General features: G+C 65.8%; 15 protein-coding genes. 9 read left to right on the top strand and 6 right to left on the bottom strand.

Translation table 11 applies throughout. The features are described from left to right. The first annotated feature begins 5 nt into the window (after positions 1-5). The gene (locus NH448_RS05460; RefSeq protein WP_052704412.1) at positions 6-206 is read left to right on the top strand and encodes a hypothetical protein; all 201 of its coding nucleotides are present in this window, start codon (positions 6-8) and stop codon (positions 204-206) included. Positions 207-246: 40 nt separating this feature from the next. On the opposite strand, the gene NH448_RS05455 is transcribed toward NH448_RS05460, so the two are convergent. The 6 genes from NH448_RS05455 to NH448_RS05430 all read right to left on the bottom strand — a co-directional run bounded on the left by NH448_RS05455 (position 247) and on the right by NH448_RS05430 (position 3,840). Next, a complete protein-coding gene (locus tag NH448_RS05455; RefSeq protein WP_045993517.1) occupies positions 247-594 on the bottom strand; it encodes a hypothetical protein in 348 nt (115 codons plus the stop codon). Next, positions 591-1,010 carry a hypothetical protein gene (locus tag NH448_RS05450; RefSeq protein WP_052704407.1) on the bottom strand — a complete coding sequence of 140 codons (420 nt, stop codon included), beginning with the start codon at positions 1,008-1,010 and terminating at the stop codon, positions 591-593. Before NH448_RS05450 ends, NH448_RS05455 begins: the two co-directional genes overlap by 4 nt. A gap of 5 nt (positions 1,011-1,015) precedes the next feature. After that, on the bottom strand, positions 1,016-1,582 hold the full coding sequence (locus NH448_RS05445; RefSeq protein ID WP_045993557.1) for a cytochrome c oxidase subunit 3: 567 nt from the start codon (positions 1,580-1,582) through the stop codon (positions 1,016-1,018). Between the two features lie 98 nt (positions 1,583-1,680). Further along, complete coding sequence (locus NH448_RS05440; protein WP_052704406.1) at positions 1,681-2,151, bottom strand: hypothetical protein; 471 nt, start codon at positions 2,149-2,151, stop codon at positions 1,681-1,683. 16 nt (positions 2,152-2,167) lie between these two features. Then, entirely contained in the window at positions 2,168-3,493 is a 1,326-nt protein-coding gene (locus NH448_RS05435; RefSeq protein WP_275041605.1) for a cytochrome D1 domain-containing protein, read from the bottom strand. Next, entirely contained in the window at positions 3,490-3,840 is a 351-nt protein-coding gene (locus tag NH448_RS05430; protein ID WP_052704405.1) for a cytochrome c, read from the bottom strand. Before NH448_RS05430 ends, NH448_RS05435 begins: the two co-directional genes overlap by 4 nt. 663 nt (positions 3,841-4,503) lie before the next feature. On the opposite strand from NH448_RS05430, the gene NH448_RS05425 reads away from it, so the two are divergent. The 8 genes from NH448_RS05425 (at position 4,504) to NH448_RS05390 (ending at position 11,978) form a co-directional block, all read left to right on the top strand. Continuing rightward, a complete protein-coding gene (locus NH448_RS05425; RefSeq protein WP_083970485.1) occupies positions 4,504-6,228 on the top strand; it encodes a nitrite reductase in 1,725 nt (574 codons plus the stop codon). 62 nt (positions 6,229-6,290) lie between these two features. Beyond that, entirely contained in the window at positions 6,291-6,782 is a 492-nt protein-coding gene (locus NH448_RS05420; protein ID WP_045993516.1) for an Lrp/AsnC family transcriptional regulator, read from the top strand. Next, entirely contained in the window at positions 6,779-7,315 is a 537-nt protein-coding gene (locus tag NH448_RS05415; protein ID WP_045993515.1) for an Lrp/AsnC family transcriptional regulator, read from the top strand. The genes NH448_RS05420 and NH448_RS05415 overlap by 4 nt, the downstream gene beginning before the upstream one ends. A 16-nt stretch (positions 7,316-7,331) precedes the next feature. Beyond that, positions 7,332-7,868 carry an Lrp/AsnC family transcriptional regulator gene (locus tag NH448_RS05410; RefSeq protein WP_239452570.1) on the top strand — a complete coding sequence of 179 codons (537 nt, stop codon included), beginning with the start codon at positions 7,332-7,334 and terminating at the stop codon, positions 7,866-7,868. Next, positions 7,843-8,391 carry an AsnC family transcriptional regulator gene (locus tag NH448_RS05405; RefSeq protein WP_045993514.1) on the top strand — a complete coding sequence of 183 codons (549 nt, stop codon included), beginning with the start codon at positions 7,843-7,845 and terminating at the stop codon, positions 8,389-8,391. The genes NH448_RS05410 and NH448_RS05405 overlap by 26 nt, the downstream gene beginning before the upstream one ends. Next, on the top strand, positions 8,379-9,557 hold the full coding sequence (gene nirJ / locus NH448_RS05400) for a heme d1 biosynthesis radical SAM protein NirJ (RefSeq protein WP_045993513.1): 1,179 nt from the start codon (positions 8,379-8,381) through the stop codon (positions 9,555-9,557). Before NH448_RS05405 ends, nirJ begins: the two co-directional genes overlap by 13 nt. Positions 9,558-9,570: 13 nt before the next feature. Further along, positions 9,571-10,374: a uroporphyrinogen-III C-methyltransferase gene (gene cobA, locus NH448_RS05395; RefSeq protein WP_045993512.1), complete on the top strand. Its 804-nt coding sequence runs from the start codon at positions 9,571-9,573 to the stop codon at positions 10,372-10,374. Further along, positions 10,371-11,978: a nitrite reductase gene (locus NH448_RS05390; protein ID WP_083970483.1), complete on the top strand. Its 1,608-nt coding sequence runs from the start codon at positions 10,371-10,373 to the stop codon at positions 11,976-11,978. Before cobA ends, NH448_RS05390 begins: the two co-directional genes overlap by 4 nt. Positions 11,979-12,118 lie beyond the last annotated feature (140 nt).

Genomic DNA, 12,118 nt, shown 5'->3' with positions numbered 1-12,118 from the left:
ACGTCATGTCTTCGTCACAGACTCGCTGGCGCCAGCGGCTGGCGCTCGCCACCGCCGGCCTTGCGGCGCTGATACTGTTCACGCCGCTGGCCTGGCTGATCCATCACCGTGACTGGGGCATCGTGCTGATGGCGCTGGTGCCCCTTGCGGTCTGGCTCACCCTGCGGCTATGGCGCCGGCTCGAACGCTGGGCGCTGTGGGGCTGAGTGGTCGGTTGCTCGCCGTTGGCCGTCAGTCGCTAGCAGCTCAGCGCACCAGGTCGTTGATCGCGGTGATCTCGTAGCAGAAACGGGCGCTGCCGGTGCGGTAGGTGTCGACGCGATAGACGCGCTGGCCAAGGGCCACGGCGGGGGATGAGAAGTTCAGCGCACTCTCGGTGCAGTCGCCGTAGCCCCAGCGGATCTGGTAGTGATCATCGCCCGCTCGATCCAGCACGAAGGGGTAGGTCACCAGTTCCTCTTCCGCGCGGTCGCGGGCGAAGCCGTAGACCTGAGTCGAGGTCAGGTCGCCTCGGTCGTTGACCACCGCCACCAGGCGAATGGTCTCGCCGGGGTCTTCCTCGAAGGTCATGTCGATTTCCACGGCCTTGTTCATCTGGGCTCCTGTGCCTGTCGTTCGTTGTGTCGTTCAGTGTGTCGATCAGTGGTGTTATTCGTTGTGGTGCTGTGGATCGAGACCGGGATGGTGGTCGCACCGGAGGTCGCACCGGAGGTCGCACCAGGAGCCTCGATCCAGCGAGGCAGCAGTCCCGCAGCCGCCAGCCCAAGCCCCATCACCCCGACCAGTACCAAGAGTCCCCCTCGCCAGGAGGCAGGGGCAATACGCAGGTTGAGGTAGATGGAGAGAATCTGTTGCGCCTTGACCAGGCTGGCGATGAGCACCAGCGCCAGGGCCCAGAGCGCCAGCGGGCCGCGATGCAGCGCGCCGCTGACCATGGCGATGAGGGTCATGCCCATCAGCAGGGCCCAGGTGCGCCACAGGCGTCTGCGCTGAGTATCCGTGTCATGCATTGTCGTCACCGCACCAGATAGAGCAGGGGATACAGCAGTACCCAGATCAGATCGACCATGTGCCAGAAGGCGCAGACGGTCTCCACGGTGTCCGCTCGCGGGCGCCATATCGCGACGCCCAGCAGGCACAGGCCAAAGATGACGTGGGCGGCGTGGAAGCCGGTCAGGCCGATGTAGAAGGTGAAGAAGTTGCCGCTGTCCGGCAGTGGGCCGGTGAAGAACTCGAGGTGATACTCGCTGGCCTTGATCAGACAGAAGGCCATGCCCAGCGCTGCGGCCAGCGCCAGCCACTGGCGTATCCGGCGCTCGCGCAGGGCGTGGGGTGGACACTGGGACTGCGTGACCGCCATCGCCGCAGCAAGGCCACTGGTCAGCAGCACCAGGGTATTGAGGCCGCCAAGCAGCGGCTCGAGATGGCGTTGCCCGGCGAGAAAACCCACGGGGTCGAGTACCCGCTGCCAGGCAAAGACGCCAAAGAAGGCGGCAAACACCAGCAGCTCACTGATGATCAGCACCCAGATCAGCGGGTTGCCCGGCAGGCCCGACAGCGGCCCCCAGCCAGGATTGGGCAAGCCAGAGCCCGGAACGCCAGAACCCTGAAAACCAGAGCCCTGCAAACCAGAGTCCTGAGAACCAGAGCCCGGCATGCCAGAGGCGCCGCGATCGAGGTTCACCGGTCGCTGTCCGTAAAGCGCACGCGGCAGCCACCCAGCAGCGGGGACAGGGGGCGCGGGACGGGCAGGTGGTGCAACAGCCGGCGGATGCCCAGGGCGCAGCGTCCCACCATCCAGATGAGCGCCAGGGTGAAGCCCAGATAGCCGTAAGCCCAGCCGGTGAGCCCCGGCAGGTCGATGTGGCCGATCAGCCCCCACAGGCCGAGTCCGATCGCCCCGGCCAGCACGCCGTACCAGAAGGTCGCCAGCTGAAAGCGCAGGTGGCTCACCAGCACCGCATCGGTGGGTCTTCTGATGGCCAGCCAAAGATGAGTGACGAGTGCGCTGACGGGGGCGGTCACCACCGCCATGACACTGCCCAGCATCAGGGCGTAGAGCAGCAGCACCTTGCGCTGCCCGGAAGGCGTCGTGACGACGGTTGTCTGTTGTGATTGCGACTGGCGAGTTTCCAGCGAAGCAGGGTGCATGGCGTTCTCCCGCGGCCTACAGGCCGATGCGATGGGCTCGATCGGTGAAGAAGATGCCACTGGGCGACTCGGCCTCCAGGGTCGCCAGGCGCTCGAAGGTGGCGGTGTCATAGACCACCACCTGGTCGGAGTCCCGCGCCGAGATCCAGACCTCCTCGCCGCGCGGGCTGAACTCCATGTGCAGTACCGCCTGGCCTGGGGTCAGGGTGCGGATGACCTCGCCGCTTTCACTGTCGATGACCTGGACCACATCGTTGTCGGGGTGGGCGAAGTTGACCCACAGCTGGCGCTGGTCCGGCCGGCTCATCACGAACACCGGCTGCCCGTGCATCGCAATTCGTCGCTCCAGGCGCCAGTCGTCGAGGTTCGCCATCAGCACCTCGTGGCGACCCACCGCCGGCCACCAGGCGTGGTTGTTGGCGATGGTCCAGCCCTCCAGGTGGGGCATCTTGTACACCGGCAGCTTGTCGTCGCCCTGGCGATAGCCGGACAGGACCGGCTCGACCCCGTTCTCGGGATGCCACAGATCGAGCCGCGCCAGGTGGTCTTCGCCGAACAGGCCGGCCACGTAGAAGCGCCCGATGGGATCGATCAGGGCGTCGTAGGGTTTCTCGCCGATATCGGAGAAGCGGGTGATGGCGGGAAGCTCGCTGGCACCTTGTTCGTCCGCGATAAGCGTCGAGGCGTCGAGCACCTGGATCTCGTTGGCATCCCACAGGCTGTAGACGAAGCGGTTGCCCGGGGCGTCGACCAGGCCGACCACCTTGGACAGCGCCTGACTGCCGTCATCTTGGGTGTAGCGCGCCGCTACCTCGGCCAACAGCTCAAGGCTGTCGGCGTCGAACAGCTTCACGCCGCCCGGCTCGTAGTTGGCCACCGCGATGATGCGGCCATCCTGGGAGATGGCCCCGCCGATGCTGTTGCCGGACTGCAGCACTCTCTTGTCGATGGTGGCGCACACCAGATCCACCTTGGTCAGACCGCCGTCGCGGCCGAACACGTAGGCGAAGCGCTCGTCGCTGGAGAACTTCACCGAAGCGTGGGACAGATCACCCAGCCCCTCGACACGAGTGATCACGCGATGCTGGCGGCGGTCGACCAGGGCCAGGCGGCCATCGGCGCGTTCGACCACGACCCCGAGTCCGCCGGTGGCGAGGTTGGCGCAGCTGGCCTCCGGCGTGCCGGCGTCGGTGCTGTGGGCAATGGCGGCTGAGCCGTGCGGGCTCTGGCCCCAGGCGATCAGGCCGCAGGCCAGGGCCAGGCCAAGCATGAAGCCCGGGGCGTGAAAGCGCCGCAGACCGGCGGCGGCGGGGGGATGGGGCAATGCAGAACGGTGCCTCATGGGAGCTCCTGAGCGTCGGTGTGCTTGAGCGTCTCGGCGATCCAGCGGGCCTCTTCGGCGCTCAGCAGATCGCGCCAGGGCGGCATGGCGGTGCCGGGCAGGCCTTCGAGGATGATGGTGGTCAGGGTGTCGACGTCGTAGACCGCCAGGCGCTCCTGGGTGAGAGCTGGGCCGAGCCCCCCCTTGAGGGTCATGCCGTGACAGGAACCGCAGTCCTGAAGGAGCAGGTTGCCGAGCGCCTCCGGGTCCACTGCTGCGCCGTTGGTATCTGTCGCAGCGCTGGTCTTGTGTATCGACGAGGCGCTGGGCGCTGGCGCCGCCGATGTATCGACAGCCCATGCTCCCATCAGCAGAAGGCAGGCGAGGGCGGCACGCCATCGTGGCAAAAGCACTGAGCACGCATGGCACCTGAAAGGGTGCTGGGAAATAGGTGTTGCCATCGACAAGTGTCCCCCGGCGAAGGTCCCTGTAGGACCCGACAGTGTCCTTGATTCATCGAAAATGTTTATTGATATGGGTCGTCGTTTTATCCCGAAGGTATTGGTGTTTCTTGAAGTGGCAAGCAGTAGTCGAGTTTCGTCCTGCTGTCGATAGCGGCTGGAGCCATTGGATGATGCGCGTCAACGTCTTGATCAAAAAGTACTGAAATGCTCCTTTCGAGGTAGCTCCGAAAGTCTTATTTGGTCATTAAGCTTAAGAAATTAAAGGGGAAAAATTTCTGGTGGTGCGCGGAGGAGTGATTGTTGATAGGGGTCAAGAGTCGGCAAGAGACCCAGTGAAATCGTCGGGAATGCGCGCTTCCATGGTAGGCAGGGCAAACGCGAAGAGAGCGGGCCTCTTCGCCGCCTTCATCTGGAAGGAAGATGTGTCGCTTATCCAGGGAAGGGATTGCCGTACCAAGGGAAATAACTCGCTCAAGAGAAAGCGGAAAACCTGGCGACATTTTCATCTTGTGGCACGACATTGGCGACAGGATGAAAGACACGTGGATCATGACTCGAGGTGAAAAGATGACCAGAAGCGTCACGACTCTCAAGCCCCTTGCCGCAGCGATAGCCATCGTGATTGCAGGCCTGGGAAGCGCCCATGGCGCCGAGAAGAACCTGTCTCCGGAAGAGGCGGCCTACCAGAGCAATCCGTCCGGCGTCGACCCGGCGGCGGTGATGATGCCCGATGAAGAGGGCGCCCCTGCGATGACGCGGGAAGAGTTCGATCACGCCAAGGAGATCTACTTCGAACGCTGTGCCGGCTGTCATGGCGTGCTGCGCAAGGGGGCCACCGGCAAGCCGCTGACCACCGACATCACCCGTGAACGCGGCATGGACTATCTCAAGACCTTCATCACCTACGGCTCACCGGCCGGTATGCCCAACTGGGGTACCTCCGGCCAGCTGACCGATGACGAGATCGAGATGATGGCGAACTACGTCATGCATGAGCCACCGGTACCCCCGGAGTTCGGCCTGGCCGACATGAAGGACAGCTGGACCGTGTTCGTGGCGCCGGAAGATCGCCCCACCGAGCAGATGAACGACCTGAACCTGGAGAACCTGTTCTCGGTGACCCTGCGTGACGCCGGCCAGATCGCCCTGATCGACGGCGACAGCAAGGAGATCGTCAAGGTCATCGATACCGGTTACGCGGTGCACATCTCGCGGATGTCCGCTTCCGGGCGCTACCTGTTCGTCATCGGTCGCGACGCCAAGGTCGACATGATCGACCTGTGGATGGAAGAGCCGACCACCGTGGCCGAGATCAAGGTGGGTCTCGAGGCGCGTTCGGTGGAGACCTCCAAGTTCGAGGGCTACGAGGACACCTACGCGGTCGCCGGCACCTACTGGCCGCCGCAGTTCGTGATCATGGACGGCGAGACCCTGGAGCCGAAGAAGATCGTCAGCACCCGCGGCATGACGGTGGGCACCCAGGAGTACCATCCGGAGCCCCGTGTGGCGGCCATCGTGGCGTCCCATCAGCACCCGGAGTTCATCGTCAACGTCAAGGAAACCGGCAAGGTCCGTCTGGTCAACTACGAGAACCTGGACGCCCTGTCCAGCGTCGAGATCGACACCTCCCGCTTCCTGCACGACGGTGGCTGGGACAGCAGCGGTCGCTACTTCATGACCGCCGCCAACCAGTCCAACCAGATCGTCGTCATCGATGCCAAGGAGCGTGAGCTCGAGGCGATCATCGACGTGGGCAAGACCCCGCACCCGGGACGTGGCGCCAACTTCGTCGACCCCGAGTTCGGGCCGGTGTGGGCTACCAGCCATCTGGGCGACAACACCATCTCGCTGATCGGTACCGACCCGGAAGGTCATCCGGACCAGGCCTGGACGGTGGTGCGCACCCTGGAAGGTCAGGGCGGCGGCTCGCTGTTCATCAAGACCCACCCCGAGTCCGAGCACCTCTACGTGGACACCGCGCTGAACCCCGACGAGGCCATCAGCCAGAGCGTTGCCGTGTATGACGTCAACGACCTGGAAGAGGGCTTCCAGGTGCTGCCGATCGCCGACTGGGCGGATCTCGGCGAAGGACCCAAGCGGGTGGTGCAGCCGGAGTACAACCGTGCCGGCGACGAGGTCTGGTTCTCGGTGTGGAACACCGCCGATCAGTCTTCCGCGCTGGTGGTGGTCGACGACGAGACGCTGCAGCTGGAAGCGGTGATCAAGGACGAGCGACTGGTCACGCCGACCGGCAAGTTCAACGTCTACAACACCCAGCACGACGTCTACTGACGTCCTCGCGGGCCGCTCGCACGGGCGGCCCGCCCCAATTTTTCGCTTTTCGGGAGATGGCCATGGCAACCGACAAGGTGGTCGACGACCTGGACCGCATCGACCGGCGTCTGATCGATCGCTATCAGCGATCGCTGCCGTTGGTGGAGCGTCCCTTTGCGGCCATGGCCGAAGAGCTCGGACTGGATGAACAGGCGTTGATCGAACGCCTGCAGCGTCTGTGTGACCTGGGCGTGGTGGGCCGTGTCGGCGCGGTGTTCGATCACCGCCAGGCCGGCGCCAGCGAGCTTGTGGCGGTGGCCGTGCCGGACCATCGCCGGGAGGCGGTGGCACAGATCATCAACGCCTGCCCCGGGGTCAACCACAACTACTGGCGCGAGCACCGCTACAACCTGTGGTTCGTGGTGACGGCGCCGGACAGCACCAGCCTGGAACTGCGCCTGACGCGGCTGGAGGCCGAACTGGCCACTCCGTTGCTGCGTCTGCCCATGGTCCAGAGCTATCACATCGACCTGGCCTTCGCCCTGCCCTGGGCGGAGCTGGAGGAAGCATGATCGAGGCCGTCACGTCCACCGCTGAGCGCCGTCCGGCGAGCCCGCTGCAGGCTCAGGATCGCCGTCTGATCAGACTCAGGGCCTGTCTGGAACAAGGGCTGCCGCTGGTGCCTGAGCCGTTCAAGGTGCTGGCCGAGCAGACCGGCCTGAGCGTCGAGGAGGTCCGCACCTGGATCGGGCACTGGCAGCACAGCGGTTTCATCAAACGCTTCGGCCTGGTGGTCCGCCATCGCCGCCTGGGCCTCGCCGCCAACGCCATGGTGGTATGGAACCTGCCCGATGATCGCGTCGACGAGGTAGGCCGGCGTCTGGCCGCTGAGCCCGAGGTCACCCTGTGCTACCAGCGGGTGCGTCGCCTCGGCTGGCCCTACAACCTGTTCTGCATGATCCACGGCGTCCGGCGAGTGCGTGTCGAGGCCCAGATCCGTGCGCTGATCCAGCGCCATGGCCTCGAAGACGTCGACCACCAGGTGCTGTTCAGCCGCCAGGCCTATCGCCAGCGCGGCGGACGCTACACGCCCGAGGAACCATGACACCCCCGGAGGAGCCATGAGCTCAGAAACACCGTCCCGGGGTTTTCCCGGCGACCCCGACCGCCATCCACACGACGCTGCCACCGCTCGCCATGACGCGGTGGCTGCGCTGTCTGAGGTAGAGCGTCGGATCATCAACCGCCTGCAGTTGGGTGTGCCCTTGACCCCGGACCCCTACGGCGACCTGGCCTTGGAGCTGGGGCTCGGGGTGCGCGAGTTGCTCGACGCCCTGTCGTCGCTGCTCGATCGAGGGATTCTCAGTCGCTTTGGCCCGATGTTCCAGGCCGAGCGTCTCGGCGGTGCCCTGACGCTGGCCGCCCTGGCTGTGCCGGAAGCCGACTTCGAGCGCGTCGCCGAGGTCGTCAACGCCTTCCCCGAGGTGGCCCACAACTATCGCCGCGAGCACCACTACAACATGTGGTTCGTCATCGCCTGTGATCGCCCCGGCCGCGTCGCCTCGGTGATCGAGGCCATCACCGAGGCCACCGGGCTCGAGGTGATCAACCTGCCCAAGGAGGAGGAGTTCCATGTCCATCTCCACCTGCCCGTCTAGGGGCCGCGACGACGTCTCTGTGCTGGACGACGGCGACCGCGCCCTGATCGAAGCCACCCAGGCGGGCCTGCCTTTGGTGGCCGACCCCTGGGCGGCGGTGGGCGCGGCCATCGGCATGAGCGGCGAGGAGGTGCTGGCGCGCTTTCAGCGACTGCGCCTGACCGGCGTCGTGCGCCGCGTCGCCGCGGTACCCAACCACTATCGCCTGGGCTACCTGGCCAACGGCATGACCGTGTGGGACGTCGATGATCAGCGCATCGATGAACTCGGCCGGCAGCTGGCCGACTGGCCGGGCGTCAGTCACTGCTACCGGCGGCCTCGCCGCTTGCCGGACTGGCCCTACAACCTGTTCGTGATGCTGCACGGCCACCACCGCGACGAGGTCGAGGCCCAGGCCGAGCGGCTGCGTGAATGGCTGGGCGACGCCTGCCGCGACCACCGTATTCTCTACAGCAGCCGCATCCTCAAGAAGACCGGGCTACGGCTCGCCACCGCCAAGGGAGCCTCGCCATGTTCCGAGTGACCCGCTACATCGACAGCCTGCTCGAGCCGACGCCACTGGCGCCTGCCCGCACCCCGCCAGGCCCGGTGGTGATCTGGAATCTGATTCGCCGCTGCAACCTGACCTGTCGGCACTGCTACACGGTGTCGGCCGACGTCGACTTCGCCGGTGAGCTGTCCACCGAGGAGGCGCTGAGGGTGCTCGAGGACCTCAAGGCCTTCCGGGTGCCGGCGCTGATCCTGTCCGGTGGCGAGCCGCTGATGCGCCCCGACATCTTCGAACTGTCGCACCGGGCCAAGGAACTCGGGCTGTACACCGGGCTGTCCACCAACGGCACCCTGATCACCGAGGACAACATCGACGCCATCGCCGATGCCGGTTACGACTACGTCGGCATCAGCATCGACGGCCTCGAGGAGACCCATGACCAGATCCGCCAGCGTCGTGGCGCCTTTCGCGAGTCCATGGCCGCAGTCCGGCTGTGCAAGGAACGGGGCATCAAGGTGGGGCTGCGCTTCACCCTGACCCGGGACAACTACGCCCAGTTCGACGACATCCTGGCGCTGACCGCCGAGCACGACGTCGACAAGTTCTACCTGTCACACCTCAACTATGGCGGACGCGGTCATCGTCACCGTAAGCACGACGCCTGGCACGAGATGACCCGCGACGCCATGACCCGACTGTTCGACCGCTGTCGCGCCGAACTCGAGGTGGGTATCCGGCGCGAGTACGTCACCGGCAACAACGACGCCGACGGCCCCTTCCTGCTGCACTGGGCCAGGCGCCACTTCCCCGAGCGGGTCGCCGATCTCGAGGCGCGTCTGCTCGCCTGGGGCGGCAACGCCAGCGGCGAGTACATCGCCAATATCGACAACCTGGGCAATGTCCACCCGGACTCCTTCTGGTGGGACCACCATCTCGGCAATGTACGTGAGCGGCCTTTCTCGGAAATCTGGTGCGAGGCCGACGACGATCTGATGCAGGGCTTTCGCAGTCGTCCGCGGCCGCTCAAGGGACGCTGCGGCGCCTGTCGCTACCTGCCGATCTGCAACGGCAATACCCGGGTGCGCGCCTTCAAGACCCTGGGCGATCCCTGGGCCGAGGACCCGGGCTGCTACCTCGACGATGACGAGATCGGCCTGACCGATGCCGTCTCGCCAAAGATGATTCTGACGACCGGTTGAACGGGAGATCACCATGTCCTTGCAAGCCCTCTACGACCAGCTCGGCGAAGCGCCGCTCGCCTCCGGCGAGGTGGCCATCGTCGGCGCCGGCCCCGGTGACCCCGGCCTTCTGACCCTGCGCGCGCTGTACCTGCTCAGCCAGGCGGACTGCCTGGTCTATGATCGCCTGGTGTCAGCGGAGGTGCTCGCGCTGGCGCCCAAGGCGGCCCAGCGTTTCTACGTGGGCAAGGCGGCGCGCTGCCACGCCCTGACCCAGGAGGAAACCAACCAGTTGCTGGTGCGCCTGGCGGTGACCGGCAAGCGGGTGGTGCGCCTCAAGGGCGGCGACCCCTTCATCTTCGGGCGCGGCGGCGAAGAGGCCGAGATGCTGGTGGACAACCAGGTTCCCTTTCGCGTGGTGCCGGGAATCACCTCGGCCCAGGGCTGCAGCGCCTACGCCGGCTTTCCGCTGACCCATCGCGACCACGCCCAGGGGGTGACCTTCGTCACCGGGCACGCCCGCGCCGACGGCAGCCTCGATCTCGACTGGCGCTCGCTGGCCAGTCGCCGCCACACCCTGGTGTTCTACATGGGGCTGACCAACGCCGAGCTGATTCGCCGCGAACTGCTCGCCAACGGCCTGCCCGCCGACCAGCCGGTGGCGCTGATCGAACGCGGCACCACCCGGGAACAGCGCCGGGTGATCACCCGTCTGGGCCAGTTACCGGAGACCATCCAGGCCGAGGGGCTCAAACCGCCGACGCTGATCGTGGTGGGCGAGGTGGTGTCCCTGGCCGGGCGACTCGATATGGACGCCATGACGGAGGCGGTGGCATGAACACGGCAAGACTGCTGGGCGCGGCCCTGATCGGGCTGATGCCGAGTCTGGTGCCGGGTTTGATGCTGGGTTTGATGCCAGTATCGGCCGAGGCGCAGGCGACAGATTCGGCGCCGCCGCAGCTCTATCAGGATCACTGCGCCAGCTGCCATGGCGCCGATCGTCTGGGCGCCATGGGACCAGCGCTGCTGCCCCAGAACCTGGGGCGTATCAAGCCCGAAGAGGTTCGTCGGGTGATCGCCGATGGCCGCCCCGCGACCCAGATGCCCGGCTTTACCGACACGCTTGCCGAGGCCCAGGTCGATGCGCTGAGCGACTGGGTGCTGAGTGACCCGCCGGTGACCCCCGACTGGACGCTCGACGATATCCGTGCAAGCCAGGTGGTGTCGCATCCCCCCGGCAGCCTTGGCGACACGCCCGAGTTCGACGCCGATCCGCAGAATCTGTTCGTGGTGGTAGAGACCGGCGATCACCACGCCAGCGTGCTCGACGGCGATACCTTCGAGCTCCTGGCGCGCTTCCCTACCCGCTTTGCCCTGCATGGCGGGCCCAAGTACAGCCCGGATGGCCGCTACGTCTATTTCGGCTCCCGCGACGGTTGGATCACCAAGTTCGATCTCTATCACTTCGCCGTGGTGGCCGAAGTCCGCGCCGGCATCAATATGCGCAATATCGCGGTGTCCGCCGATGGCCGCTACGTGATGGCCGCCAACACCCTGCCGGGCAACCTGGTGCTGTTCGACGCCCACCGGCTCGATCCCATGCGGGTCTATCCCGCCGCCGACGCCGAAGGCAACGGCTCCCGGGTCAGCGCCGTCTACGCCGCGCCGCCGCGCTCGAGCTTTATCGCCGCGCTCAAGGACGTCAAGGAGCTGTGGGAGATCCCCTGGCCGGTGACGCCTGAAGCGGTGGTGGCCACGGGGCATATGGACGAGCCGCTGGATCCCGCGCGCAAGGCTCTGGAGGCCAGGGGCGAGAGCTTCGAGGTCCGGCGTCTGCCGGTGCCGGACTACCTCGACGACTTCTTCTTCGACCCCGAGTACCGCCGCGTCATCGGCGCCTCCCGCGGTGGCGATGGGGCCATGGTCATCGACCTGGACAGCGGCGACAAGCTGGCCGACCTGCCGTTGTCGGGCATGCCCCATCTGGGTTCCGGCATCACCTGGGAGACCGGCGGACGTCGGGTGATGGCGATTCCCCACCTGGCCAAGCCGGAAGTCTCGATCATCGACATGGACGACTATTCGCTGATCAAGACGCTGCATACCGACGGACCGGGCTTCTTCATGCGCAGCCACGAAAACTCCCGCTACGCCTGGACCGACGTGTTCTTCGGGCCCAACCGTGATCGTGTCCACGTGATCGACAAGGACAGCCTCGAGATCGTGCGCACCCTGATCCCGGAGCAGGGCAAGACGTCTGCCCACGTGGAGTTCGACCGTGACGGCGAGACCCTGCTGCTGAGCCTGTGGGAGCGCGACGGCGCGGTGATCGCCTACGACGCCGATACCCTCGAGGAGATCACCCGGGTGCCGATGGACAAGCCGTCAGGCAAGTACAACGTGTGGAACAAGACCCACTACGAAGAGGGCACCTCGCACTAGAGGCCTATGTGAAAAGTGCCTGCGCTCGGCGTCTTTACGGACAACGCCCAAGGACGTGGCGCTGTCCTGATACAAGGCGGGCCTGGTGCAGGAGAAGAGTGCGTCTTGCCCGGAGGGGGCGTGCCAGCGGGCACGCTCCT

Source organism: Halomonas sp. OfavH-34-E (assembly GCF_024124525.1).
Classification (GTDB): Bacteria; Pseudomonadota; Gammaproteobacteria; order Pseudomonadales; family Halomonadaceae; genus Halomonas; species Halomonas litopenaei.
The sequence above is the reverse complement of the archived record's forward strand: the minus strand, read 5'-3'. Positions and strand labels throughout refer to the sequence as shown.